The organism is Pseudomonas sp. DrBHI1, from assembly GCF_002205115.1.
GTDB classification, from domain to species: domain Bacteria; phylum Pseudomonadota; class Gammaproteobacteria; order Pseudomonadales; family Pseudomonadaceae; genus Aquipseudomonas; species Aquipseudomonas mosselii.
In genome coordinates this window covers 68836-95744 of sequence record NZ_NIBE01000050.1, presented here as the reverse complement: position 1 = coordinate 95744, position 26909 = coordinate 68836, and the positions used below count along the sequence as shown (strand labels likewise).

The 26909-nt window shown below is 60.9% G+C and carries 22 protein-coding genes; 13 read left to right on the top strand and 9 right to left on the bottom strand.

Annotated features, from left to right (window positions below; genetic code table 11):
- Nucleotides 1-471: 471 nt before the first annotated feature.
- From CC207_RS09315 to CC207_RS09290, 5 genes are all read right to left on the bottom strand, one after another.
- Entirely contained in the window at nucleotides 472-792 is a 321-nt protein-coding gene (locus tag CC207_RS09315; RefSeq protein WP_088851990.1) for a hypothetical protein, read from the bottom strand.
- Entirely contained in the window at nucleotides 789-2396 is a 1608-nt protein-coding gene (gene trbL, locus CC207_RS09310) for a P-type conjugative transfer protein TrbL (RefSeq protein ID WP_088851989.1), read from the bottom strand. The genes CC207_RS09315 and trbL overlap by 4 nt, the downstream gene beginning before the upstream one ends.
- A gap of 192 nt (nucleotides 2397-2588) precedes the next feature.
- Nucleotides 2589-3377, bottom strand: coding sequence for a P-type conjugative transfer protein TrbJ (trbJ, locus tag CC207_RS09300; protein ID WP_088851987.1), 789 nt, complete (start codon nucleotides 3375-3377; stop codon nucleotides 2589-2591).
- A gap of 265 nt (nucleotides 3378-3642) precedes the next feature.
- Nucleotides 3643-3867 carry a hypothetical protein gene (locus CC207_RS09295; protein WP_088851986.1) on the bottom strand — a complete coding sequence of 75 codons (225 nt, stop codon included), beginning with the start codon at nucleotides 3865-3867 and terminating at the stop codon, nucleotides 3643-3645.
- Nucleotides 3864-4079: a TraC family protein gene (locus CC207_RS09290; RefSeq protein ID WP_088851985.1), complete on the bottom strand. Its 216-nt coding sequence runs from the start codon at nucleotides 4077-4079 to the stop codon at nucleotides 3864-3866. Before CC207_RS09290 ends, CC207_RS09295 begins: the two co-directional genes overlap by 4 nt.
- A 498-nt stretch (nucleotides 4080-4577) precedes the next feature.
- On the opposite strand from CC207_RS09290, the gene CC207_RS09285 reads away from it, so the two are divergent.
- The 5 genes from CC207_RS09285 (at nucleotide 4578) to CC207_RS27145 (ending at nucleotide 11506) form a co-directional block, all read left to right on the top strand.
- A complete protein-coding gene (locus tag CC207_RS09285) occupies nucleotides 4578-4958 on the top strand; it encodes a CopG family transcriptional regulator (RefSeq protein ID WP_088851984.1) in 381 nt (126 codons plus the stop codon).
- A gap of 290 nt (nucleotides 4959-5248) precedes the next feature.
- Nucleotides 5249-7999: a DNA methyltransferase gene (locus tag CC207_RS09280; RefSeq protein WP_088851983.1), complete on the top strand. Its 2751-nt coding sequence runs from the start codon at nucleotides 5249-5251 to the stop codon at nucleotides 7997-7999.
- A 58-nt stretch (nucleotides 8000-8057) separates the two neighbouring features.
- Entirely contained in the window at nucleotides 8058-10124 is a 2067-nt protein-coding gene (locus tag CC207_RS09275; protein WP_088851982.1) for a DEAD/DEAH box helicase, read from the top strand.
- A complete protein-coding gene (locus tag CC207_RS09270; RefSeq protein ID WP_088851981.1) occupies nucleotides 10117-11301 on the top strand; it encodes a GIY-YIG nuclease family protein in 1185 nt (394 codons plus the stop codon). Before CC207_RS09275 ends, CC207_RS09270 begins: the two co-directional genes overlap by 8 nt.
- Before the next feature lie 31 nt (nucleotides 11302-11332).
- The gene (locus CC207_RS27145) at nucleotides 11333-11506 is read left to right on the top strand and encodes a hypothetical protein (protein ID WP_178080958.1); all 174 of its coding nucleotides are present in this window, start codon (nucleotides 11333-11335) and stop codon (nucleotides 11504-11506) included.
- A 176-nt stretch (nucleotides 11507-11682) separates the two neighbouring features.
- On the opposite strand, the gene CC207_RS09265 is transcribed toward CC207_RS27145, so the two are convergent.
- Nucleotides 11683-12627 (bottom strand): helix-turn-helix transcriptional regulator, encoded by a 945-nt coding sequence (locus CC207_RS09265; RefSeq protein WP_088851980.1) that lies wholly within the window; start codon nucleotides 12625-12627, stop codon nucleotides 11683-11685.
- A 177-nt stretch (nucleotides 12628-12804) separates the two neighbouring features.
- Between CC207_RS09265 and CC207_RS09260 the strand changes: the two genes are divergently transcribed.
- The 6 genes from CC207_RS09260 to tadA all read left to right on the top strand — a co-directional run bounded on the left by CC207_RS09260 (nucleotide 12805) and on the right by tadA (nucleotide 18029).
- Nucleotides 12805-13251: a hypothetical protein gene (locus CC207_RS09260; RefSeq protein WP_088851979.1), complete on the top strand. Its 447-nt coding sequence runs from the start codon at nucleotides 12805-12807 to the stop codon at nucleotides 13249-13251.
- Nucleotides 13252-13253: 2 nt separating this feature from the next.
- Nucleotides 13254-13913, top strand: coding sequence for a hypothetical protein (locus CC207_RS09255; RefSeq protein ID WP_081100399.1), 660 nt, complete (start codon nucleotides 13254-13256; stop codon nucleotides 13911-13913).
- Nucleotides 13873-14571 (top strand): hypothetical protein, encoded by a 699-nt coding sequence (locus tag CC207_RS09250; protein ID WP_088851993.1) that lies wholly within the window; start codon nucleotides 13873-13875, stop codon nucleotides 14569-14571. Before CC207_RS09255 ends, CC207_RS09250 begins: the two co-directional genes overlap by 41 nt.
- Nucleotides 14572-14602: 31 nt before the next feature.
- Nucleotides 14603-16075 (top strand): M48 family metallopeptidase, encoded by a 1473-nt coding sequence (locus CC207_RS09245; protein WP_088851978.1) that lies wholly within the window; start codon nucleotides 14603-14605, stop codon nucleotides 16073-16075.
- Nucleotides 16076-16164: 89 nt separating this feature from the next.
- Entirely contained in the window at nucleotides 16165-17547 is a 1383-nt protein-coding gene (locus CC207_RS09240) for a multicopper oxidase family protein (protein WP_088851977.1), read from the top strand.
- Complete coding sequence (tadA, locus tag CC207_RS09235) at nucleotides 17547-18029, top strand: tRNA adenosine(34) deaminase TadA (protein WP_028691629.1); 483 nt, start codon at nucleotides 17547-17549, stop codon at nucleotides 18027-18029. The genes CC207_RS09240 and tadA overlap by 1 nt, the downstream gene beginning before the upstream one ends.
- Before the next feature lie 62 nt (nucleotides 18030-18091).
- Here tadA and mltF read toward each other — a convergent pair whose 3' ends face one another.
- Nucleotides 18092-19549: a membrane-bound lytic murein transglycosylase MltF gene (gene mltF, locus CC207_RS09230; RefSeq protein WP_062360461.1), complete on the bottom strand. Its 1458-nt coding sequence runs from the start codon at nucleotides 19547-19549 to the stop codon at nucleotides 18092-18094.
- A 278-nt stretch (nucleotides 19550-19827) separates the two neighbouring features.
- Between mltF and purL the strand changes: the two genes are divergently transcribed.
- The gene (gene purL / locus CC207_RS09225) at nucleotides 19828-23727 is read left to right on the top strand and encodes a phosphoribosylformylglycinamidine synthase (RefSeq protein WP_028691627.1); all 3900 of its coding nucleotides are present in this window, start codon (nucleotides 19828-19830) and stop codon (nucleotides 23725-23727) included.
- 2 nt (nucleotides 23728-23729) lie between these two features.
- On the top strand, nucleotides 23730-24041 hold the full coding sequence (locus CC207_RS09220; RefSeq protein WP_050704166.1) for an NGG1p interacting factor NIF3: 312 nt from the start codon (nucleotides 23730-23732) through the stop codon (nucleotides 24039-24041).
- Between the two features lie 87 nt (nucleotides 24042-24128).
- On the opposite strand, the gene nagE is transcribed toward CC207_RS09220, so the two are convergent.
- Nucleotides 24129-25787, bottom strand: a complete 1659-nt coding sequence (nagE, locus tag CC207_RS09215) for an N-acetylglucosamine-specific PTS transporter subunit IIBC (RefSeq protein ID WP_088851976.1) — start codon at nucleotides 25785-25787, stop codon at nucleotides 24129-24131.
- 12 nt (nucleotides 25788-25799) lie between these two features.
- On the bottom strand, nucleotides 25800-26909 hold a 1110-nt coding region (locus CC207_RS27485), incomplete at its 5' end, for a putative PEP-binding protein (protein WP_305880223.1).

The window sequence follows — 26909 nt, the reverse complement described above, 5'->3', positions numbered from 1 at the left end:
GCGTGTCACACCCGCCCGGAGTTAGCAGGATATTCAGGATATTCAGTCCTGCGCGGCACAGCCCGCGCTTAGGCGCGGTCAGGCCTTGCCAGTCGGCCTACGGCCGTTTAGCACCAAAAGGAAGGGCGATTGTCCGTCGAACGCGACACAGAAGCGCTTAGACGCTTACGTGATGGTCCGTGTTGTCGGTGCCGTAGAAATTGATCAAACCGCAGCGTATGGCCAAGCAGCGATGCGTAATCAATGGGGCTGAGACAAGTCCGTGCGTATTACTAATGGCGAAGCCCCGTGATGAATTGTCTCCAATAGCCGCAAGGGCGGTATGTCAACGCCGAGCGCTGTCCATGGCTCGCGCAGCCCTGGTACAGGGCGGAAGCTTGTTTGAGTCCTAAGCTGGGTATACGAAAGGAGGCGCGCTGTCTGGCAAGCAAGCCCCGCGCTGAGACGGGGCTGCGTGGGACTGGTCATCGGTCACAGCTTGTCGCGCTTCTCATGTTTCGCCGCTTCCTTCGCAGCTTGTATAGCCGCTAATACTTGCTGGTTCAGACAGGCGCTACTCTTGCTTCCCAGCAGAGGAAGACGATTGATGATCTGCGCCCCGGCAAACATGTGATAGGACGCCGACAAGGCAAGCGGGCTTACCCGAAGCTGCAAGGCTGCGTATTGGCGATCCAGCTTATCGAGCTGCGGCCCGTAGCCTTTGTTGCGCAGCCACCGACCGAGCGCCCACATGCCGATGGCCAACGTCGAGGCGAGTACTACGAATCCAGCAAACATAAGGATTTCTCTCATGGTTGTTTCTCCGATTGGTTGTTCGCGGTCATGCCGGGCAACTTGAGTGATGCGAGGCGGCCGGGAGTAGAGCTGGTGTCAGAGGCCGGACGGATGACATTGGATTCTTCTTGTGTGGATTTTGCAGCTAACTCCACTTCATTGGTCGGAGTGACCGAACCGTTACCGTCAGGAAGAAGTGCTGGAGATCCTGCGCCAAGAGACAAGGCATGTGCGTTCTCCATACCCGGCACTGACATCGAGGCCATCACACCGAGCATTTTTGCTCCAGCACTGGCCGCTTGGGAAAGCGTGTTATCGGAGCCGATGGCCCCGCTTTTTGGCGTAGCGGGCTGTTCCTTGTCATCATTTCCCTGCGCCGGTTTTCCGGCCTGTTTGGCGGCCTGCTGTACGCTGCTGCTAGGTTGAGAGGGAGCTGGTGATGGGGCCCCGTTGGCGGTGCCGCCGCCAACCCGCGAACCGGCGGAGCTAGCACCCTTGGTAGCAGCGCTGCCGCCAGTACTGGTGCCAACGCCTGCTGATGAAGCCATGCCCCCTGCGGAAGACGCCACTTCCCCGGCCGAGCTGGCACCAGCAAAGCTGGAGTTGATGGCACTGGCTAGGCCGCCACTGGCCCCGGCCGCACCTGCACCCGCCCCGGCTGCGCCAAGCGTGCCGGCCGCCGCTGGAGCCGCTGCACCGGCTGTTGCGATCGTGGCCATCGCCGCCGCTGCACCAGCCGCACCGGCCACTGCCATTCCACCTATAGTCGAGCCGCCGCCCATTGAGGTGCCGCTAATCATGCCGCCGATTACGTCAGGAATAGTTTTGGTGAGGTAACAGCAAACCAAGGCCAAACCGACCATCGTCATCAATGACGCTTCGTCATTGGTATAAGCGGACAACCACTGTTTTGCCGACTGTACGATCAGGCCGACAATCAGGGTGAGTACAAACAGCTTGGCGCCAATCGCAACGGTGAAGCGCATAGGTGCAATCGCAAAATCTCGCGTCCATTGTGAACCGCCGAAGCCGAGGAAGAGCACCGAAGCATTGATGATGACGTAAGATTCCACGAGCGTCACAAACATGAATGCAGCGATGAAGGCGAAACATGCCAACACAAGGATCGCGCACACAGCGATCAGAAGCCCCTTGGCTGGAGAGAACACCGAAATTCCCTTCACCATGGTCCGACCAAAATCCAACGCAACTGCCAGCATATCGCCGGGTTCTAATGCTCGCCCGAGACCGCTCGCTGATGCCGCCGCGTCGCGGAAGCTATCGACAATGGCTGTCGACCATTCCACCGAGTACTTCATGACTGCGAGGAAGAAACCGATTACCAGTACGAAACGCAACAGCTCGCCGACAATCTCGCCGAAATCAGCTTGCTTCATAACTAGGGGCATGAAAGTCCAGATGAACTGGGTCGAGGCCAGCAGCCAGAACAGTCTGATCGCATAGTCATACAGCTTTCCTGACCACTGGTGCGACTGTTGCAAAACGAGGTCGAGTAGGCCCTGGACGGATGTATCAGCCTGGGCAAGGTCAGTCGAGGCAATAGCATCCGCACTAACGAACACGCTCGCCAAGACGAGTAACAAAAATAGGCGACGATCCATAGCTAGTACCCTTTGACGCCGCCGCGAGTGTTCGGGCGCACTTCAAACGAGGCATCAGCGTCATGCTGTTGCCGTTGTTGCTCGGTCATCGCAGTACATGCGCTGTCGCTGTGAACGACTACGGTGAAAATGGAACCGACCATTGCTGATCCTGCGCACATCAATACTATGAGCCATCTTGAAATAGTCATTTCAGTACCCCTTCACGCCGCCGCGTGTGCTTTTGCGCGCTTCAAACTGCTGTTCGGCAGCTTCGCTAGCTGCCTTCCGGTCCCCTTCCTGAGCTAGGTAGTTGCCCTGCATGTTGATTTGCGTGGCAACGAGATCGCGCAGTTTTTGCAGTTGCTGCACGTTCTGCGATGCGATTTCGTTGCCCGCCTGAATCGCCTGCATCCTTCCAGTGGCATTTTGCGAACGAGCCATCATGCGTTCGAGCTGGGCATCTTCCGATTCAAAAGTGCTGGTGTTTGTATTTGCTGCACCCAAAGCGCTCCTAACGTTGTCGCGACCCTGTTCAGACCACCTTTCATAACGATCCCGCGTCTGCACCTCTCCAGAGGTAGCCGCTTGAGCTAGATAGTCTTCGAAACCGGGATAGGCTGTGTTGAACTGCGCGTCCATGTTCTGAAATTGACGGCCGAGTGCTTGTGAACGCTGATAGATGTTCACCACGCTTTTCAGATCGGCGGCGATGCTACCAAACATAGAATTGGGTAAGCCCGAGCCCTGAGTGAGCATATTTTGGTACTGCTGGATTTGGGTTTGGAGTTGCTCAGCAGTGTTCAAAGCTGTGTTTACCTGTTCGGCGTACTCGAACATTTGCTGGTAAAACGTTGAGCAGTTTGAGCAATAGATGGCATAAGCCGGGCATGGTGCTATGTAGAGACTCGAACTAATGCATAAGCTCGCTACGATAAGCCTCACGCTTCGCCCAAGATTTTTGGCGGTGTACGCCGATAATTTCCCCTGTTCTGGTTTCATCTTGAATTCCTCGTTTTGTCATCATCCGAAGCTCAATTATTCACCCATATGGTCAGCTTATGAATATGCGGATAGCTTTCTATCCGCATACAAATCAATGAATCGAGTCCCGAAAGTATCCCGAAATCAAAACGGTTTCGGGCGGAGAAAACTGATTTTATTGAGGATTTTAGTCTTGCGGGGGCGATCATGTGGTCGTCTGACTTAGTGTGAAATTCAAGGAAAAAAGCCCACCGAAGTGGGCTTTTTGGCGATAACCAAGCCGTCAGTGGAGTGCGCAGTAGGGGTTTGGTGTGCGATACATGTCACGCTCTGCTTCAGGAATACGCAGTGTTTCGAGCTGCCATTCTTCAACTAGAAAAGCCAGCTCGGCCGCAAGACGTTGGGCTGTTACAAACTTCTCCCTAGGGCGCCTGCTGGGTCGGCCTAGGCAAGCTTGCAGCTCGTTGAGTTGATTTGCCAATTCGGTAATGCGATGAGCTGTCTTCATGGGCAATTTCCTTTGCTTATCTTTTCGACGATTCTATCAAATTCCTCTCGGACTTGATCATCCGTAAGTTCAAGATTAACCAATCCTGATTTTATTGCAATTCTTCCGATTCTTTCAGCAGCCTCGTTGTCGAGTTTTGCAAGACGAGCCCTAGCTGTTTCTAGTTCGGAAAGCGCATCAGCCCTGCGTTCTGAAAGGGTCTTTCTAGCCAATTGGTTTCTCCTTTTGGTGCCTATCTAATGCTCTGATTTTGCTGCGGTCTGTAAGAATTCTAGCGGCGCCCGAAATTTATGACCATATGGTTTTTTTCTTGCGCAGGGCAATGTGGGCGGTACGGGCATCGGAAATTTTGAACGGTTGGTTTGCACTTCTTCCGCTCTTTCCGATGATTTCACTCTGATGGTAAATTGAAGGCAATTGAAGGAAATCTAAGGCAATTCCGAAGGGGGTTAATGCAGCTCAAGGCAACTTTAGGATAATTAGAGAAATTAAAGGAAATTGCTTACGAAGTTGCGTTGCTAAAGGGGGAAGTAGCGTTGGATTTATTTGAATTGCACTCGGCTGGACGGCAAGATGTGTGTTGTGGGCCCACAAGCTCCGCTTGTTGACCCCCACCACCTTGCCTTACTCGCCTTCGGCTCGACGGTATCTTGCTCTGCGAGGCCTACTGTCGCTGCCGCGACTCATCGATCAGAACGAGTAGCATCGAAATGAAGAAAGACAGGGCACCAAAAGGTGAAGCTGAGCGGCCGCGACGCGAGGTGCCACCTATCAAGGTTTTGGTGACTGATGGCGAGAAAGCAGAACTGTCTAGGCGAGCAGCGTCGTGCGGTTTATCCAATGCCGCTTTCATGAGGGCTGCCGGCCTGAATCACCCTGTAAAAGCGCGGGCCGATCTTGAAGCGGTGGGCGAACTGGTGAAGCTGAACGGCGACCTTGGTCGAGTCGCTGGCTTATTGAAGCTCTGGCTCGCGGAAAAGCGTGGCCAAGGAGCGAGTGCCGTTGAGGTCGAGCGTATGATGATTGAGTTTCGCGAGTTGCAGCAGGGCATTCGGGAAAAGATGAGCTGCATCGTCTCTGCTCGAAGGTAGCCGAGTGCTCAACGTGCTGGTCTTTCGGCTTTGGATTGTGCAATCCAATGCCCGAGTTGATGTGCTTTAAGTGAGTCTGCACTCCCGCCGTCGTCTGCTGAAAGGCAGTGGGTCGCGCCTATCCGAGCGGTGTGGGGCCGCTTGATTGGGATGGGGGCGCCATTTGCGTAAAACCGGGCCTTGGGAGTTCGTCCTTTGCACACTCTTTGCCGTATCATCTATTCATTTGTATTGACGGTGGGTAATGCCCGTCGTTGCCGACTTGGTAGCCGTGACCGGAACAGCACCACATGAACGCCGTAGAAATCGAACAAGCCATCACCGACCTAGCCAGCCAGCCCTTTGATCGTGTCGAGTTCCCTTATGCCTTCCTGCAGGCCTTCGGTAACAAGGAAACCACCCTCAAGCGCCTGCGTTCGGGGGCAACCAACAAGTCCGATCTGGGCGGCGTGTTGCAAACCAGCAATATCCATCTGGCGGTGTGTGAGCCCGGCAAGGTCACTGAGACGCTGGCGGCGCTCAAAGCTAGCCCTGCTACTGCGCGAGCCAAGGCCAAGTACATACTCGCCACCGATGGTAAAACGCTGGAGGCCGAAGAGCTGGAAAGCGGTGAGACGGTTGCCTGTGACTACCCGCAGTTCCCCGACCACTTTGGCTTTTTCCTGCCATTGGCAGGCATTTCCACGGTCAAGCAGATCCGCGAAAACTCTTTTGACATTCGGGCCACCAGCCGCCTGAACCGGCTCTATGTGGAGCTGCTCAAGGACAACCCAACCTGGGGCACTGCCGAGCGCCGTCATGAGATGAATCATTTCATGGCGCGGCTGATCTTCTGCTTCTTCGCTGAAGACACCGACATTTTCAATGGTACCGGCCTATTCACCGACACACTCACGCAGATGAGCGACCGCGATTCCAGCAATCTGCATGAGGTGATGGGCGAGATCTTTCGCGCCATGAACACGCCGATCGCTCAGCGAGCTTCGGCAAATCTGCCGCGCTGGGCGGATGCTTTTCCCTACGTCAACGGTGGGCTGTTCTCGGGCGAGCCGGACGTGCCGCGTTTTTCACGCATTGCACGGAGCTATCTGCTGCATATCGGCGCGCTGGATTGGAAGCAGATCAACCCCGATATCTTCGGCTCCATGATCCAGGCCGTGGCGGACGACGAGGAGCGTGGCGCCCTGGGCATGCACTACACCAGCGTGCCCAATATCCTCAAGGTACTCAACCCGCTGTTTCTCGATGAGCTGCGCGCCAAGCTGGAAGAGGCAGGCGACAACGCGCGCACGTTGCTCAATCTACGTAAGCGCCTAGCGCGCATTCGTGTATTTGATCCAGCCTGTGGTTCAGGTAACTTCCTGGTTATCGCCTATAAACAACTGCGCGAGATCGAAAACACCATCAACGAGCGCCGTGGTGAGCCCGGCCGCAAGAGCGATATCCCGCTGACTAATTTCCGAGGTATTGAACTGCGGGACTTTTCTGCAGAGATCGCGCGACTGGCTTTGATCATCGCAGAGTATCAATGCGATGTCCTGTATCGTGGGCAGAAAGAGGCTCTGTTGGAGTTTTTGCCCCTGAATAGTCAGAACTGGATTACCAGCGGAAATGCATTGCAGCTTGACTGGCTCAGTGTCTGCCCCCCTACTGGGACCACGGTCAAGCTGCATGCCGATGACCTATTTGGCAGCCCATTGGACCAAGCCCAAATTGATTTCGAGAATGAAGGTGGAGAAACGTATCTCTGCGGTAATCCGCCTTATCGTGGGAGCAAATGGCAAAGCGAGGAGCAAAAGGCTGACTTAGCAAAAGCCTGGCGTAGGCATCCTAAGCTAGCCAAGACAACCGATTATGTAACGGGCTGGTTCGCCCGTTTCCTAGACTATGCTGATCAAGAACCTTCAGCTGTCGCAGCTTTTGTAGCAACCAACAGCGTCTGTCAAGGGCAGCAAGCGACAGAGGTGTGGCCTGCAGCCTTTGAGCGCGGCTGTGAGATTCGTTTCGCTCACACCTCATTCAAATGGGCTAACTTGGCCAGCAACAATGCTGGTGTCACGGTTGTCATCGTTGGTCTGAGCAAAAAATCACCTGCTACCAAGACGATTTATCAAGACGACTTAGTCAAACAGTGCGCCGCAATCGGCCCCTATCTAGTACCAGGTAGTTTGGCGTATGTGCAGAAAGCCAACCTACCAATCGGCGAGCAATCAATCATGCTCTTCGGAAATATGCCGCGCGATGGCGGGCACTTGTTCTTAGATAGTGATTTAGCAGAAAAGATCGCCAGAGAAGACCCGATTGCTAAGAATTTTATTAAGCACTTCGTTGGTTCAGATGAGCTAATTAATGGGCGGCAGCGCTATTGTCTGTGGATTGAAGATGTCGAAGTTGATACGGCAATTAAAAGCGAATTTATAGCCCATAGGCTGCGATTGGTTGCAGAAAATCGAAATCAGTCGAGCGCCGAGTCAACTAGGCAGTTTTCAAAACAGCCACATCGCTTTGTCCAAATTGCTGGGAAAACGAAAAAAACAGCCATCGTTGTGCCGAGGGTATCGTCTGAAAATAGACCTTACCTGCCAGTCGACTACCTCACTTCAAATTACGTCGTAGGTGACCGGAACTTTGCTCTTTATGATGCGCCTTTGTGGAACATGTCGCTTATTGCTTCGCGTCTGCATTGGGTTTGGATCGGCACTGTCTGTGTTCGTATGAGGACTGACTTCTCCTATTCCAATACCCTAGGCTGGAACACATTCCCTGTGCCGCCTCTGACCGAGAAAAACAAAGCCGACCTCACTCGCTGTGCCGAAGACATTCTTCTGGCACGCGAAGCTCACTTCCCGGCCACGATTGCAGATCTCTACGATCCAGAGACTATGCCTGACAATCTGCGTGCAGCACACGAGCGCAACGACGAAATGCTGGAGCGCATCTATATCGGTCGTTGCTTTAAGAATGATACCGAACGCTTGGAGAAGCTGTTCGAGTTGTATACCAAGATGACGGCCAGCCAGAAACCACGGAAGGCCAAGTAATGAGTGACCTTATCCTTATCAAACACATGGGCATGAAGCCCTGAATGGATGCATAGCCATGACCCAAACCGTTCCTTCCGTTTCCGTCTCCTATGCCCAGAACGGATGCTCCACCAAAGCCAACGAGCTTGGCATGCGCCCGATGCAGGAGCGCGTCTTTGAACGGCGTGGTGAGCAGTATCTGCTGATCAAGTCGCCGCCTGCTTCCGGTAAAAGCCGGGCCTTGATGTTCATTGCTCTGGACAAGCTGACTCACCAGAACATCAAACAGGCCATCATTGTGGTGCCGGAAAAATCCATTGGTTCGAGTTTTCACGATGAGCCGCTTAGCCGCCATGGTTTCTGGGCTGACTGGCATGTGGAGCCGCGTTGGAACCTGTGCGATGCGCCCGGCACCGACGATGGCGGTAAGGTCAATGCAGTGGGGTCGTTCTTGGAGAGCGGCGACCAGGTGCTGGTTTGTACCCATGCCACCTTCCGTTTTGCGGTGGAAAAATTCGGGGTGTCGGCGTTCGATGATCGGCTGATCGCCGTTGACGAGTTCCACCACGTTTCTGCCAACCCTGAGAACAGGTTAGGCACGTACCTGGGCGAACTGATCGCTCGCGACAAGGTGCACATCGTGGCGATGACCGGTTCCTACTTCCGAGGCGATGCCGAGGCCGTGCTGTCACCCGCCGATGAAGCCCGTTTCGATACCGTGACCTACACCTATTACGAGCAGCTCAACGGTTACGAGCACCTGAAGAAGCTAGACATTGGTTACTACTTCTACTCAGGGGCTTACTCCAACGACATCCTCAAGGTGCTCGATCCGAACGAAAAAACTATCCTCCATATCCCCAACGTGAACTCCCGTGAGAGCACCAAGGACAAGATCCGCGAGGTGGAGCACATCATCGAAGAGCTGGGCGAGTGGCAAGGCACCGACCCGGTGACAGGCTTCCAGCTGGTGAAAAACGCCAATGGGCGCGTGCTGCGTATTGCCGACCTAGTGGATGACGACCCGGCCAAGCGCGATAAAGTCTCGGCAGCATTGAAGGATCCGGCTCAGAAGAACAACCGCGATCATGTCGACATCATCATTGCGTTGGGCATGGCCAAAGAAGGCTTTGACTGGATCTGGTGTGAGCACGCCCTCACAGTCGGCTACCGCTCCAGTCTTACCGAAATCGTGCAGATCATCGGGCGGGCGACACGCGATGCACCTGGCAAGGCACGGGCACGCTTCACCAACCTCATCGCCGAGCCGGATGCCAGTGAGAAGGTGGTGGCCGAAGCCGTAAACGATACGCTCAAGGCGATTGCCGCCAGCCTACTGATGGAGCAGGTGCTGGCACCGCGCTTCGAGTTCAAGCCGAAGACTCCCACCAGTGGACCGCAGGAAGGCTTTGACTACGGAGATTCGGGTTATCAACCCGATAAGTGCAACGTAGGCTTCAACCACGAAACTGGTCATCTGCAGATCGAGATAAAAGGGCTGACCGAGCCCAAGAGCCCTGAAGCCAACCGTATCTGCCAGGAAGACCTGAACGAGGTCATTGCCAGCTTCGTACAGGACAAGACCAACATCGAGCGCGGTCTGTTCGATGAGGAGCTGGTTCCTGAAGAACTGACCCAGCTGCGCATGGGTAAGATCATCCGCGACAAGTACCCCGAGCTGGACGCCGAGGATCAGGAAGCCGTTCGTCAACACGCCATTGCGGCACTGAACTTGACCCAGCAAGCCAAACAACTGGTGCTGGGCGATGACCCGCAAGGCGCGCTTGCAGGGGCGAATGGTGTCCCCAGCACTGCTCTGATTGATGGCGTGCGCAAGTTTGCGATGGATGTACGCGAACTGGATATCGACCTGATCGACCGGATCAACCCGTTCAGCGAGGCATACGCCATCCTGGCCAAGACCATGAGCGAAGAAAGCCTCAAGCAGGTTGCGGCGGTAATCGGTGCAAAGCGCACCCGGCTGACGCCAGAAGAGGCCAAAGATCTCGCTGTGCGGGCTGTAAAATTCAAAAAGGATCATGGCCGGGTGCCTTCCCTGACTGCTCAAGACCCTTGGGAGCGGAGCATGGCGGAGGGCGCTGCAGCCTTTATGCGTTTCAAAAAAGAGGGCCGTTATGGCTAACGAATTTGATCTGGATGAGCTGGAAGCGGAGCTTTCCGATTTCGCCACTTCAGACAAGAAGACTGGGCGTACTCCTCGCGAGGAGCGCATCGTTGCCGGCTTCGAGGACATTCAGCGCTTTGTTGAGGAGCACGGCCGCGCGCCGCGCCACGGCGACGATAAAGACATCTTCGAGCGCCTGTATGCCGTGCGCTTGGATCGTCTACGCGAGCAGGAGGAAAGCCGCACCCTGCTAATGCCTCTCGACCATCAGGGCCTACTGAATGCGTTTGAGGCGCGGGAGCCGCGAGGCGACTACACCATGACGGACGACGAGTTGTTGGCGGAGCTGGCCGGCGATGACGAGGGTTCGGATATTCAGAACCTCCGTCATGTTCGCAGCAATGCCGAAAAGCGTGAAGCCGAGGAGATTGCACAGCGCGAGCGTTGCGAGGACTTTGAGCGGTTCCAGCCGCTGTTTGAGCAAGTGCAGCGCGAGCTGCAGTCGGGCGTTCGAGTTACCCGCACCTTCATCCGGGATGCGAGTATCGAGGAAAGCCAGTTCTTCATTCTTGGTGGGCAGACGGTTTATGTCGCCGAGGTTGGCAAGACCATTAAGGCACCGAATGGTGAGAGCGATGCCCGACTGAGGGTGATCTACTCCAACGGCACCGAGAGCAATCTACTGCGAAGATCCTTGCAGCGTGCACTCTACAAGGACGATGCCGGCCGGCGTATTACCGATGCGGATGCAGGCCCGTTGTTTGGCGTAACACTGGAGCCTGACGACATCGAGAGTGGCACCATTTACGTGCTGCGCAGCCGCTCAACGCATCCCTTCGTGGTCGAACATCGCGAGCTGATCCACAAGATCGGCGTCACCGGTGGCAAGGTGGAAGCACGCATCGCAGGGGCTGACAAGGACGCCACCTACCTGCTGGCGGATGTTGAGGTTGTGGCCACCTACAAGCTGCACAACATCAATCGCACCCGGATGGAAAACCTGTTCCACCGGCTGTTCAGCTCTGCCCAAGTCGATCTAACGATTCCTGACCGCTTTGGTAATCCGGTAAAGCCTAGAGAATGGTTCCTGGTGCCGCTGCATGTGATTGATGAGGCAGTGGAGCGAATTCGGGACGGCTCTATCACCGAGGTGACCTACGATCCACGGACTGCGCGTCTTGCTCAGCTAAATTGATCAGTAAGGGGTTGGGCAACCGGAGGTAGTGATGAGAGACCGCAGTAACGATGAGGCGATGGTAGAGGTTTTCCAGGCTGATCCGACATACGCGATGGAGTTGCTGGCCGAGGTTGTCCGTGATGGTGATACGGATGAGTTGGCAATCCTGGAGCGGCAACTATCGGCTGCCTTTGCTGCGGGTAGCCCTAACCCCGTGTCTTGACCGGCTTTTTGGCCCCGAATGGCATTTTTCATGGTCTTATTTTTCGGTTCGGCCTGAGTGTGCTGATTTATAAGGGCTGGATGGAGCAATTGATAATAGAGTGGGAATGATCCCGACTCGCGGTTGAGTGAAACGGGCCTGCATTGCAGGCCCGTTTTTTTTGGGGGGGCTGAACCCTACTCAGCCCCGGGAGAATGCCCAAAATACGCCTTGTAGGCATGGCAGAAATTGGCCGGGTTGGCGTAGCCGACATGATAGGCAACCTGCGATACCTGCCAGCGACGCTCCAGCAGCAGGGCGCGGGCCAGCTCCATTCTCTGTTGCCGAACATACTGCAAGAGCGACCGACCGTACTCGTGGCTGAAAGCGCGGCGCAAGGTGGTCTCGCTCACCCCCAGCTGGCGAGCGAGTGCGGCAGCAGTGGGCGGTGCGTTCAGGTTTTCATCGAGCTGGCGGCGCGTTTCAATGGCCAGGTCGCGGCGCCCCCGGTCTTGAGTCTTTTCGGCGGATCTGTGCCCGATCAGGTGGCTGGCCAGTTCCAGCAAGATGGCCAAGCTCAGGCTCTCGCAATGCAGGCGCCTGAGCCCGCCGGTATAGGGCGACAGATACAGCTGCCGGAACAGGCGGCTCACCGCTGGACACTGCGGTAGCTGGTCGAAGCGCATGCCGTCGGCGACAAGTGCCAACAGGGGCTTGAGCTGCGCGTCCTCCCGGGCCAGTTCTTGCAGGTAATCGCCGGCAATACGTACTCCGGCCATGCGGGCATGACTGTTGGCGGGCAGTTGGTCCTGCGCCTCCAGGCTTTCACCCAGGCTCAGCATGTGCAACTGGCCAGGGGCATAACTGTTGAGCCTACCGTCCACCGTGTGCTGCCACGCCCCGTCGAACACCTGCACGATGCACAGGCTTTGCGGTAGCACCTTGTCGATCCTCAGCGGCTCTGGAAACTGCAGGTTGCAATCGAAGTATTGCAACCCGCTGTGTACCGTCTGCGCCCGATAGTGGCCGGTCGCGCTACCCATCACTCGCGCGCTGCTCGCATCCAGTACACCAGCCTCAGCGAGTGACCCGGGGCTATCGAATGAAAAGTCGGTGTCGAGGTAGGGGCTGATCGATCGCATGTGCGCTAGGCATCCTTGGCTGAGGGCGGCATGGCCGCGAATGGTAACGCGCGCACATTTTCAGCGACAGCCGTTGTGCGCAGGGTGCTGTCTGTTGTGCGAGCCGGTCAGCGGGGTTGGCTAGTCGGGCCAGGCTTATTTCAATGGGCGTTTGTTTCGATTCAGGATGGAAAAGACATGCTCGCTTATCGCAAATGGACAGGCTTGGTGGTGGCTGCGCTCGCCCTGTGGCTGGGCCAGGTTCACGCTGAACAACGGCCGGAAGTGGCCGACCAGGTAGTTGCCTACATGGGGGCGCAAGGGACCAAGGTGTGGACGCTGCGTATCGGTGAACGTGCCGCCAACGAAGCGCTGGTACAAATCGAAGGCATCGATCACGACTGGAACATGCGCATCCAGAAAATGCAGGTGGAGAAGACCAGCAAGGACACCCGCTACTCCACCACCGTGGACGGCAAGAAGTACGTGGTGCTGATCATCCAGGGCAACTGGGGCGGCGAGTTGAACCTGCCGGGTGAGGCGCAGACACAGCAGGTCGGCTATTCGGAAGGGCTGTCGCGTGAGGGCAATGCCCAGGCGTTCCTTACCGATTATCTGGCAGCACAAAACACGGAGGCGCAATGATCATGGGCGAGTTCAACGACCCGCTGTCCGAACTGTCTGGCTCGCTGGGCCAGGACTACGAGCAAAGCCGTGCCGCCCAGCGCGACCGAGTGATCGCTGAGCTCAAGCAGGTAATCGAGCGCGTGCCCGAGCAGAGCGAGTTCACCAACTCCCGGCGTTACCGGATCTGGGGGCCAGTATTGTTGCTGGGTGCACTGATTATCACGGCCGTGACCTTCAACCCGGAACGCTTGGGGGCGGTTGCAGCAGGTGTCTTCATCACCTTGATCGCAGCAGCGGTGACCTGGCAACACCGTAATGCCGGTACCCAGGTATTCATGCGCTTGACCCGCCGGCAGTTGTTCGTCGATACGCTGGATGCACCGGTAGACCTGGCGGAAGTGGAGGACGTTTCGGTCAAGGATGAAGGGCTGGTCATGGTACAGACGCTGGAAATGAGCAGCGAAGCCGTCCTGCCAAAGCATCATGTGGTGAAACTGCAGTTCTTCGGTAACCAGGCCATGGTGTTGAAGAAACCGCGACCGCAGATCCGCATCATGTCCGCAGGCCTGGCCAGCAACGGACGCAAGCTGGGGAACGAGGAAGTGCTCGCGCTGCTGGCAGCCTACCGCGATGCGGCACATGCGCAACGGCAACTGGATCTGTTGCAGAACGATGGATAACGGCGAACGCGAAGCCCACCTCGCGTACCTGCAGGCTCAGGCTGATGGCCCCACCGACAGCTTCGTACTGCTGGAGCATTCGCTCGGTAACGCGCTGGCATGTGCTGTGATTGGCCTGTTGTTCGGCGCGCTGGGCATATGGCTGACCGCTCTGGCGGTGCGGTTCAGTCCCGGTGCCAGCAGCGGTGTCATCTGGCTGATGTCTGGTTTCGGCCTCGGCCTGGCCGGCGTCGGGGTGGCGGGGCTGGCCTGTGCCGTCGTGCTATACCGCCGGCACGGCAAGCGGGTGCTGAGCGTGACACCAGATACCCTGTGCTTCGCCAACGCGCAGGCGCCGATCCCACTGGACTCCTTCGACGGCTTCGAGGTCGAGCAGGGTTACTTCACTACCTGGCTGATCTTTACCGTGTCGGCGTTCAGCCATGCACCAGTGCTGGCACCGGCCTGTTTCAGGGCGCTGGCCTCACCTGACGCGGTGGTCGTCGCGGGCGGCTTGCGCGTCAGGCTGTGGTTGTGCACGCCCGTCGTGGCTGGGCGCCGCCTTGGCCTGCAGGAACTGGTGGATCTGCTTTATGCCTATGTGCAAGCGGCCCAGGCCAGGCGTACGTTGGCGCAGCTGTTTCCGGGTGTGGCGCGGATGGGTGAAGCGGCCAGATGAGCCTGAACGTGACCATTGGCGCTCTGGGGCAATGAAGCGCTTCGGCTGGGGCCTGATCCTGCTGCTGTTGCCTCTGGTGCTGTTTGGCTGGGGTAAAGTGCAGTACTGGCGGGCTGACACGGCGCAGGATCAGGCCCGGACCATACGGCAATGGCTAGCTGCCCCCGATGAGACGTTGCCACGCCAATTGCCGTGGGAAGCCCGCAAGGAGCTTGCCAGGCATGTCGATCCGCGGCAGGCCCTGCAGCGCCAACTGGACCTGCTCGATGCGGATCGCCACTGGGTAAGCGTACGCAAGGTGATGGCCAGTGTGAGCTGCTGGCTGGCAGTGGCCACTCTGCTGGCAGGCCTCTGGGCCTGGCTCAAGCTGAAGTTGGGCGCCTGGCGGGCGCTGCGCTCTGCGGCCTACCTGTATGAACGCATGATGGCCAACTGGCAGGCCCTGGGCTGTTGCTTGAGTCTCTACATGGTCATGCTTGCCGGTTCGCTGTGCCTGTTGCTGCTCTATGAGGCCAGTTCCGGAGCAAGCCGCGCAGCGCAGGGCGGCATGACGGTGCTGGTCGTGGTGCTGCCGCTGGCCTCAGTCCTGGTTGTGTGTGTTCGCCAGGTCTGCCGAATGCGTCGGCACTGGCCGCTGATTCAGTCTCCGACCGCCAGTTTTCTCGCCCGCCCGCTAGGCAGGCAGGCGACGCCAGCGGTGTGGCAGTGGATCGAGACCTTGGCAACACAACTGCACGCGCCTGTCCCGGACCATATCGTGGTCGGCCTTGACCAGGGTTTTTTCGTCACCAGTGTTCCGATCCTGCTGCAGCCCGGGGGGCAGGTCCTCAGGGGGCGCACGTTGTATCTGCCTCTACCTTGCCTGGCTGCCTTGAGCCAGGCCGAGGCGGCCTCGGTCATCGGTCACGAACTGGGCCATTTCAGGCGCCGTGATACGGAGCGGGGCAGCGAAACCAGTGCGCGTTTCAGCCTGATGTGCGCGCATTATTCGGCCATGGTCGGTGACGAGGATGCTCCGCGCTGGGTGGTTCGGCCCACCTTGTGGCTGGCCGGGCAGTTCTTGCACCATTTCCAGCTTGCGGTTCATCACTGGGGGCGTGCACAGGAATTGCTGGCTGATCGGGCAGGTGCCGAGGTCGCTGGCCCGAAGCTGTTCGTACAGGCGCTGTTACGGGTGATTGCCCTGGGTCGGGTGATCGACGGCTTGTTGGTCGCACACGGTGGCAGCAACCTATTGCGGGCGCTGGCGGCGCACCTGCAAGGCACGCCGTTGCATCTGGGCGAGGAAGTGCTGGGGCTGGCCACTGCCCATCCGTTCGATACGCACCCCGACCTCGCCACGCGCCTGAACAACCTGGACATCCTGCTCGACCCGCAATTGCTGCAGGCCGCCTTGCGCGTGCCGTCCGCTGATGACCAGCAGTGGTTCAATGACCTTTGTCTGGCTCCAGGCAGCACTTGCGATAGCAAGGCTGCGGGCAGCATCCAAAGAGACTTCACTTAATATTTCCCATTTGCAGGTGTATCGTATTCGCCCTTCATCGCCAGCCATGCTGGCAGCTTGATTGCGCAGAACACGAGGTACCCGCACCAATGTCCTTCACCCGTCGACAAATGCTCAAGGGCCTGACCGGCCTTGCAGTGGTAGGCCTGGGCGCCGGAGGCGCGGCGCGTTACTGGCTTGGCAAGGTCGAAGACGACAACGCCGGGCACGACTATGAACTGATCGCCGCGCCCCTGGACGTCGAGCTGGTGCCGGGCTTCAAGACCGAGGCCTGGGCCTTCGGCCCGTCGGCGCCGGGCGCCGAGCTGCGGGTGCGCCAGGGTACCTGGTTGCGGGTGCGCTTCATCAACCATCTGCCCGTCGAGACCACCATCCACTGGCACGGTATCCGCCTGCCGCTGGAAATGGACGGCGTGCCGTACGTGTCGCAATTGCCGGTCAAGCCCGGCGAATACTTCGATTACAAGTTCCGTGTGCCGGATGCCGGCAGCTACTGGTATCACCCCCATGTGAGCAGCTCCGAGGAACTGGGGCGTGGGCTGGTTGGCCCACTGATTGTCGAAGAGCGCGAACCGACCGGTTTCAAGCACGAGCGCACCCTTAGCCTGAAGAACTGGCACGTGGACGAGCAGGGCGCCTGGCTGCCGTTCAGCATCCCCCGCGAGGCGGCCCGCAACGGCACCGCCGGGCGCCTGATTACCATCAACGGCCAGGCTGAGTCGGTCACCGAACTGCCGGCCGGGCAGGTGGTGCGGGTACGCCTGCTGAACCTGGACAACACCTGGACTTACCGCTTGAACCTCAAGGGCAACTGCGAGGCGATGATCTACGCTCTCGATGGCAATCCGGTGACCCCGCGACCGCTGGACGACGAGTACTGGCTTGGGCCGGGCATGCGCATCTGTCTGGCCATCCGCATGCCCGAGGCGGGCGAGGAAGTTTCCCTGCGAGACGGCTTCGTACGCCTGGGCACCCTGCGCTCGGTGGCCAGCAGCGAGGCGCCCGGCGACTGGCCCAAGGCCCTGCCGCCCAACCCGGTTGCCGAGCCGGACCTGGAGAACGCCGAGAAGCTCAACTTCAATTTCGAATGGGTCGGCAAGGTCTCGGTGAACACCGAGAACGGCAAGCCGCCGAGCTTGTGGCAGATCAATGGCCAGGCCTGGGACATCACCGACAAGACCTGCGCCGACCGGCCAATCGCCACGCTGCAGAAGGGCAAGAGCTACATCCTCGAGCTGAAGAACATGACTCAGTACCAGCACCCTATCCACCTGCATGGCATGAGTTTCAAGGTGATCGCCTCCAATCGGCGCAAGATCGTCGAGCCGTGGTTCACCGACACCTACCTGCTGGGCAAGAACGAGCGGGCCAAGGTGGCGCTGGTGGCGGATAACCCAGGCACCTGGATGTTCCATTGCCATGTCATCGATCACATGGAAACCGGCCTGATGGCCGCGATCGCGGTGGTCTGATGCGACCGCAGATCATCGATCGCAGCCGCGACCAGGAATTCATGCGCCTGGCCCTGGAGCTGGCCGCCGAGGGCGCGGCCTTGGGCGAGGTGCCGGTGGGCGCGGTGCTGGTGCAGCACGGCCAGGTGATCGGCCAGGGTTTCAACCGGCCGATCATCGACAGCGACCCCAGCGCCCACGCCGAAATGGTGGCGATCCGTGCCGCGGCCAAGTCGGCCAGCAACTACCGGCTGCCGGGCAGTACCCTGTACGTGACCCTGGAGCCTTGCAGCATGTGCGCGGGGTTGATCGTCCATTCGCGGGTGGCGCGGGTGGTCTACGGAGCGCTGGAACCCAAGGCGGGGATCGTGCAGAGCCAGGGGCAGTTCTTCAGCCAGGGGTTTCTCAACCATCGGGTGATGTTCGAGGGTGGGGTGCTGGCAGAGGAGTGCGGAACGATCTTGAGTGAGTTCTTCAAGGCGCGGCGGGCGAAAGGTCAATGATCGATCGCGGGGCAAGTCCGCTCCCACCGATATCGTGGGAGCGGGCTTGCCCCGCGATGGCATCACATCGGCGGCGACTGTTCCGCCGGCTTGTCCTTGTTAACCGCAGGCACATGTAGGTTGCCCTCGGCCACCTGGCCTTCGAGCTGCGGCTGCGTGACCCAGGTGAGGATGTCGTAGTAGCGGCGGATGTTGGCCACGAAGTGTACCGGCTCGCCGCCGCGGGCGTAGCCGTACTTGGTCTTGCTGTACCACTGCTTCTGCGACAGGCGCGGCAGCATTTTTTTCACGTCCAGCCACTTGTTCGGGTTCAGGCCTTCGCGCTTGGCCAGGGTGCGGGCGTCTTCGAGGTGGCCGCTGCCGACGTTGTAGGCGGCCAGGGCGAACCAGGTGCGGTCTGGCTCCTTGATGCTGTCGTCGAGCTGGTCCTTGACCAGCATGAAGTACTTGGCGCCACCCTGGATGCTCTGCTTGGGGTCCAGGCGGTTGGACACGCCCATGGCCTGGGCGGTGCGCTGGGTCAGCATCATCAGGCCGCGCACGCCGGTCTTGGAAGTGACCTCGGGCTGCCACATCGATTCCTGGTAGCCGATCGCGGCGAGCAGGCGCCAGTCGACCTGCTCGACCTTGGAGCTGGTCTTGAAGTGCTTCTCGTACTTGGGCAGGCGCTGCTGCAGATGCTGGGCGAAGGTGTAGGCGCCGACGTAGCCGAGGACATCGACGTGGCCGTAGTAACGGTCCTTCAGACGCTGCAGGGTGCCGTTCTTCTGCGACTTGTCGAGAAACTCGTTGATCTCGTTGAGCAGGCTGTTGTCTTCGCCGGCAGCTACCGCCCAGCGCTGGTCGCGGGTGTCGCCCAGGTCGAAGGCCACGCGCACGTTGGGGAAGTACACCTGGTTCATGGCCAGCTCGTTGGAGTCGACCAGGGTCAGGTCGATCTGGCCCTCGTCGACCATGCGCAGCAGGTCGACCACCTCGACGGCGTCGGACTCCTCGTACTCCAGCCCCGGGTTCTGCTTTTTCAGTTCGGCGAGCTGGTCGGCGTGGCTGCTGCCCTTGAGCACCATGATCTTCTTGCCCACCAATCCCTTGACGCTGGTCGGCCGCGAGCGGCCATTGCGGTAGATGACCTGTGGGGTCACCTCGAGGTAGGGGTGGGAGAACTTCGCCTGGGCGGCACGGCGCTCGCTGCTGACCAGGCCGGCGGCGGCCAGTACCGGGCCGGACGGCTTGCCCAGCTGGTCGAACAGCTCATCGAGGTTGTCGGCGGTCTCGATCTCCAGCTTCACGCCCAGGTCGTCGGCGAAGCGCTTGACCAGTTCGTATTCGAAACCGGTTTCGCCGTTGCGGTCCTGGAAGTAGGTGGCCGGGCTGTTGCGGGTAATCACGCGCAATACGCCATCCTCCTTGACGCGTTCGAGGGTGCTGGGTTTTTCAACGCAGGCACCGAGCATCAGGAAGAGTCCGGTTGCGAGGAGCCATCTGGCGCATCGCTGGCGCAAAGCAGTGTGGGCGAACATAGGGTGCAGTATACGCAAAGGACCGGCGGCGCCATATCTCGACAATATGTGGCTTGTCTGGTAGCACGTCGCTGTGCCTGCGACAGGGCGCAGCCGGTCGTGGGAGCGGGCTTGCCCCGCGATTCGGCCGCTACCGCAATCAGAAGCCCTGGTTTTTTTGACCCCTGGGTCCGGTTCCACCGCCCGGCAGCATTGGCGTTGAGCGGGTGCCGAAAGCCTGCGAATTAGGCTAGAATGCACGGCCTCTAAGCACACCCCTTCCTGAGGCTGTCCCGACGATGTTGATCCTGCGCGGCGCTCCTGCCCTTTCTGCCTTTCGCCACGGTAAATTACTCGAGCAACTGAGCCAGAAAGTCCCCGCTGTTACTGGTTTGTATGCCGAATTCGCCCACTTCGCCGACGTCGACGGCGAGCTGACCGCCGACCAGCAGCAGGTGCTGGGCCGTCTGCTCAAGTACGGCCCGAGCGTGCCGGTGCAGGAGCCCGCTGGCCGCCTGTTCCTGGTCGTGCCGCGCCTGGGCACCATCTCGCCCTGGGCATCCAAGGCCAGCGACATCGCCCACAACTGCGGCCTGCAGTCGATCCAGCGCCTGGAGCGCGGCATCGCCTACTACGTCGCCGGTAATATTTCCGACGCCGACGCCCAGGTCCTCGCCGCCGAGCTGCATGACCGCATGACCCAGCGCGTGCTGGCCAAGCTGGAAGACGCCGCCGACCTGTTCAGCCACGCCCAGCCCAAGCCGATGACCTCGGTGGACATCCTCGCCGGTGGCCGCGCCGCCCTGGCGCAGGCCAACATCGACCTGGGCCTGGCCCTGGCCGAGGACGAGATCGACTACCTGGTCAACGCCTTCCAGGGCCTCAAGCGCAACCCGAACGACATCGAACTGATGATGTTCGCCCAGGCCAACTCCGAGCACTGCCGCCACAAGATCTTCAACGCCAGCTGGGACATCGACGGCCAGGCGCAGGAGAAGAGCCTGTTCGGCATGATCAAGAACACCTACCAGATGCACAGTGAAGGCGTGCTGTCTGCGTACAAGGACAACGCCTCGGTGATCGTCGGCAGCGTCGCCGGCCGCTTCTTCCCGAACCCTGAGACCCGCCAGTACGGCGCGGTACAGGAGCCGGTGCACATCCTGATGAAAGTCGAGACGCACAACCACCCGACCGCCATCGCCCCGTTCTCCGGCGCCTCCACCGGCTCCGGCGGCGAGATCCGCGACGAAGGCGCCACCGGCCGTGGCGCCAAGCCCAAGGCTGGCCTGACTGGCTTCACCGTCTCCAACCTGCGCATCCCGGGCTTCGAGCAGCCCTGGGAGAAGCCGTACGGCAAGCCTGAGCGCATCGTCGATGCCCTCGACATCATGATCGAAGGCCCGCTGGGCGGCGCCGCGTTCAACAACGAATTCGGTCGCCCGGCACTGACCGGTTACTTCCGTACCTTCGAGCAGGGCATCAACACCCCGCACGGTGAGGAAGTCCGTGGCTACCACAAGCCGATCATGCTCGCCGGCGGCATGGGCAACATCCGTGAAGACCACGTGCAGAAAGGCGAGATCACCATCGGCGCCAAGCTGATCGTGCTCGGCGGCCCGGCCATGCTGATCGGCCTGGGCGGCGGCGCCGCTTCGTCGGTGGCCACCGGCGCCAGCTCCGCCGACCTGGATTTCGCCTCGGTACAGCGCGAGAACCCGGAAATGGAGCGCCGTTGCCAGGAAGTCATCGACCGCTGCTGGCAATTGGGCGACAAGAACCCGATCGCCTTCATCCACGACGTTGGCGCCGGCGGCATCTCCAACGCCTTCCCGGAGCTGGTCAACGACGGTGGCCGCGGTGGCCGCTTCGAACTGCGCAACGTGCCCAACGACGAGCCGGGCATGGCCCCGCACGAAATCTGGTCCAACGAATCCCAGGAGCGCTACGTGCTGGCGGTCAGCGCCGAGGACTTCGAGCGCTTCCAGGCCATCTGCGAGCGTGAGCGCTGCCCGTTCGCGGTCGTCGGCGAGGCCACCGAAGAGAAGCACCTCACCGTCACCGACAGCCACTTCGACAACACCCCGGTGGACATGCCGCTGGACGTGCTGCTGGGCAAGCCGCCGCGCATGCACCGCTCGGTCACCCGCGAAGCGGAGCTGGGCGATGAGTTCGACCCGAGCACCCTGGAACTCAAGGACTCGGTCGAGCGTGTCCTGCGTCACCCGGCCGTGGCCAGCAAGAGCTTCCTGATCACCATCGGCGACCGTACCATCACCGGCCTCGTGGCCCGTGACCAGATGGTCGGCCCATGGCAAGTGCCGGTGGCCGACTGCGCCGTCACCGCCACCAGCTTCGACGTCTACACCGGTGAAGCCATGGCCATGGGCGAACGCACGCCGCTGGCCCTGCTCGACGCCCCGGCGTCCGGGCGCATGGCGATCGGCGAAACGCTGACCAACCTGGCGGCCTCGCGCATCGAGAAGCTGTCCGACATCAAACTGTCGGCCAACTGGATGTCCGCCGCCGGTCACCCGGGTGAAGACGCCCGCCTGTACGACACCGTCAAGGCCGTCGGCATGGAGCTGTGCCCGGAGCTGGGCATCACCATTCCGGTCGGTAAAGACTCGATGTCGATGAAGACCCAGTGGAGCGAAGCGGGCGAGCAGAAGAGCGTCACCTCGCCGATGTCGCTGATCATTACCGGCTTTGCCCCGGTCACCGACATCCGCAAGACCCTGACCCCGCAACTGCGCATGGACAAGGGCGAAACCGACCTGATCCTGATCGACCTGGGCCGTGGCCAGAACCGCATGGGCGCCTCGATCCTGGCGCAGACCCACGGCAAGCTGGCCGCCCAGGCGCCGGACGTCGATGATGCCGAGGACCTCAAGGCGTTCTTCGCCGTGATCCAGGGCCTGAACGAAGACGGCCACCTGCTGGCCTACCACGACCGTTCCGACGGCGGCCTGATGACCACCGTGCTGGAAATGGCCTTTGCCGGCCACTGCGGCCTTGACCTGGAACTGGGCAACCTGACCAGCAAGCGCGAGAAAGTCGCGGCCATCCTCTTCAACGAAGAGCTGGGCGCAGTGATCCAGGTCCGTCAGGACGCCACGCCGGACGTACTGGCGCAGTTCAGCGCTGCAGGCTTGGGCGAAGATTGCGTCGCCGTGATCGGCCAGCCGATCAACAACGGTGAAGTGCTGATCAAGTTCGAAGGCGAAGAACTGTTCAAGGGTGAGCGCCGCCTGCTGCAGCGCCAGTGGGCCGAGACCAGCTACCAGGTCCAGCGCCTGCGCGACAACGCCGACTGCGCCGACCAGGAATTCAACGCCCTGCTGGAAGAAGACAACCCGGGCCTGTCGGTCAAGCTCGGCTACGACGTCAACGAAGACATCGCCGCGCCGTACATCAAGAAGGGCGTGCGCCCGCAAGTGGCGATCCTGCGCGAGCAGGGCGTCAACGGCCAGGTCGAGATGGCTGCCGCCTTCGACCGCGCGGGTTTCGCTGCGGTCGACGTGCACATGAGCGACATCCTGTCTGGCCGTGTCGACTTCGAAGCCTTCAAAGGTCTGGTGGCCTGCGGTGGCTTCTCCTACGGCGACGTGCTGGGTGCCGGTGAGGGCTGGGCCAAGTCGGCGCTGTTCAACGCCCGTGCCCGTGATGCCTTCCAGGCCTTCTTCGAGCGTACCGACAGCTTCGCCCTGGGCGTGTGCAACGGTTGCCAGATGATGTCCAACCTGCACGAGCTGATCCCGGGCACCGAGTACTGGCCGCACTTCGTGCGCAACCGCTCGGAGCAGTTCGAGGCGCGCGTGGCCATGGTCGAGGTGCAGAAGTCCAACTCGATCTTCCTGCAGGGCATGGCCGGTTCGCGCATGCCGATCGCCATCGCCCACGGTGAAGGCCATGCCGAGTTCGCCAGCGAAGAGGCACTGCTGGAAGCCGACCTGTCCGGTTGCGTGGCCCTGCGCTACGTCGACAACCACGGTAAGGTCACCGAAGCCTACCCGGCCAACCCGAACGGCTCGCCGCGTGGCATCACCGGCCTGACCAGCCGCGACGGCCGCGTGACCATCATGATGCCGCACCCGGAGCGGATGTTCCGCGCCGTGCAGAACTCCTGGCGCCCGGATGAGTGGCAGGAAGACGCGGCCCTGATGCGCATGTTCCGCAATGCGCGGGTGTGGGTGAACTAAGGGTGTACAAACTCGCCTTCTTCGTCCCCGACAGCCATGTCGAGGTGGTCAAGGCCGCCGTGTTCGCCGCCGGTGGCGGACGCATCGGCGACTACGACCACTGCGCCTGGCAGACCCTGGGCCAGGGCCAGTTCCGCCCGTTGGACGGCAGCCAGCCGTACCTCGGGCAGACCGGCCAGGTCGAGGTGGTCGAGGAGTGGAAGGTGGAGCTGGTGGTGGCTGATGCGCTGATCGCCCAGGTGGTCGCCGCGCTCAAGCAGAGCCACCCGTATGAAACGCCGGCTTATGAGGTTTGGCCGCTGGCTGACTTCTAGAACGGCGTCGAACGACATCGCGGGGCAAGCCCGCTCCCACAAGGCCTGTTGATACCTTGTGGGAGCGGGCTTGCCCCGCGATGCTTTTCAGCCCTGCAAAGCGCTGCTTAACGCAGGCGCCTTGCTACCCACGACCAGATGCCACACCCCTCCCGCCTGCGGACTCACCCCCAGGCACCCCAGCGCGATCAAGCGTTCCTGCGCTACCTTGCCCTCATCCTTGACCCGTACCCGCACCCGGCTCGAGGCCACGCACAGGGCCTCCAGCAGATTGTCTCGCCCGCCCAGGGCCTGCAGCCATTGATCCGCGACGACCGTCTCGGTGACCACCGCGGCATTTTCGGCAACCGGCGGCGCCACCCGCGCATGGGGCAGTTCCCCGCGAATCTCGTCGGCCAGCGCATCGGCCATCGGCCCCACCACCACCTGCAGGCTGCCACCGGTACCGGGGCGTACCACGGCGAGGGCGCCGAGGGCCTTCAAGTCTTGGTCGCGGGCCAGGTTGCGGTCGGCCAGTACCAGGCGCAGGCGCGTGGTGCAGGCATCCACGCCCTGCAGGTTGGCCGCGCCGCCGAGGGCGTCGATGTAGCGCCGGGCCCGTGGCGCATCGCTGCCCTCGGCCTGGCTGGCCGCCTGTTCCTCGCGGCCGGGGGTCTTCAGGTCGAAACGGCGGATGCAGTAGTCGAACACGAAGTAGTAGACCAACCCATAGAGCACGCCCACCGGGAACACCAGCCAGCCGTGGCTCGAACGCCCCCAGCCCAGGGCCATGTCGATGCCGCCGCCGGAGAAGGTGAAGCCCAGGCGGATCCCCAGCAGGTCGCAGATGGCCATGGACAACCCGGTCAGCAGCGCATGGATCAGATACAGCAGCGGCGCCAGGAACATGAAGGCGAATTCGATCGGCTCGGTCACCCCGGTCAGCGCCGAGGTCAGCGCCATCGACAGCAGCACCCCGCCAATCAGCTTGCGCCGCTGTGGCAGGGCATGGCGGTACATGGCCAGGCAGGCGGCGGGCAGGCCGAAGATCATTACCGGGAACATGCCGGTCATGAACTGGCCGGCGTTTGGGTCGCCGGCGAAGAAGCGCGCCAGATCACCGGTGATCACTTGGCCGCTGGCCGCCTGGAAGCTGCCGAAAACGAACCACACCAGGTTGTTGAGGATATGGTGCAGGCCGGTGATGATCAGCAGCCGGTTGAGCACGCCGAAGAAGAATGCGCCGATGCTGCCGCTCTCCAGCATCAGCTGGCCGAGCGCGTTGATGCCGTGCTGGATCGGTGGCCAGATCAGGCCGAACAGCAGCCCGAGGAACACCGCCGATACCCCGGTGGCGATCGGCACGAAGCGCCGGCCACCGAAGAACGCCAGGTAGTCCGGCAGCTGGATGTCCTTGAAGCGGTTGTACAGGCCGCCGCCGAGCAAGCCGCAATTGATGCCGGCGAGCATGCCCATGTCGATCTTCGGATCGATCACCTTCAGCGTCGCCACCAGCACCAGGTAGCCGATGGCGCCGGCCAGGCCCGCGGTGCCGTTATTGTCGCGGGCGAAGCCCACGGCGATGCCGATGGCGAAGATTAGCGCCAGGTTGGCGAAGATCGCTTGCCCGGCGTCATGCACCAGGGCGATGTCGAGCAGGTCGGTGTCGCCCAGGCGCAGCAACAGGCCGGCGATGGGCAGGATGGCGATGGGCAGCATCAAGGCGCGGCCGAGCCGCTGCAGGCCCTGGATGAAGTGCTGGTACATGGTGCGCTCCGATTATTGTTGTAGGGCCATGGGGGCCGCGGATTGGGCGTGGGATTGCGCGGCGAAGTCGCGGCAGGCCTGGCGTACGGCCCCCGCGCTGGCCAGGCCCAGCAGGCCCTGGCTGAAGCGGTGGCAGGCACTGGCGTCGAGCTGGCGGACCAGGGCCTTGATCTCGCCGATCTGCGGCGCGCTGACCGACAGCTCGGCCACGCCGAGGCCGACCAGCACCGGCGTGGCCAGCGGATCGCTGGCCAGCGCACCGCACACGCCAACCCAGCGGCCGTGTTTCGCCGCGCCCTGGCAGGTCAGCTCGATCAGGCGTAGCAGTGCCGGGTGCAGGGCATCGACCCGCGCCGCAAGCCCGGCATGGTCACGGTCCATGGCCAGGGTGTACTGGGACAGGTCGTTGGTGCCGATGGAGAAGAAGTCCGCGTGCTCGGCCAGGCGCTCGGCGAGCAGCGCCGCGGCCGGCACCTCGATCATCACCCCCAGTTCGGCGCGCGCCGTCACGCCAAGCTCGGCGGCCAGCCGGTCGAGACGCTGGCGGATGGCGATCAGCTCGTCGACCTCGGTGACCATCGGCAGCATGATCCGGCAGCGCCGCTGCGGGCTGACCTGGAGCAGGGCGCGCAGTTGCTGGTCGAGCAGCTCCGGGCGGACCTGGCCCAGGCGGATGCCGCGCAGGCCCAGCACCGGATTGGCCTCGGCCGGCAGGGGCAGGTAATCGAGCTGCTTGTCGCCGCCGACGTCGATGGTGCGAATGATCACCGGGCGCTCGGCCATCGCGTCGAGCACTGCCTGGTAGGCGTTGCGCTGCTCGGCCTCGTCCGGTGCGGTGGGGCGGTCGATGAACAGGAACTCGCTGCGCAGCAGGCCGATGCCGTCGGCGCCCAGGGCCAGGGCCTGGGCGGCTTCTTCGGCGCTGGCGACGTTGGCCGCGACCTCGATCAACTGGCCATCGCGGGTACGCGCGCCTTGCTGTGCGGCGGCCTGCTGGCGCTGGCGGATTTCGCGGCGTTGCTGCAGGTGGCAGTGGACCTCGGCCAGGCGTTGTGGGGCGGCCTGGGTTTCCAGGCGGCCCTGGTCGGCGTCCAGCACCAGGGGCGTGCCGGCGGGCAGGTC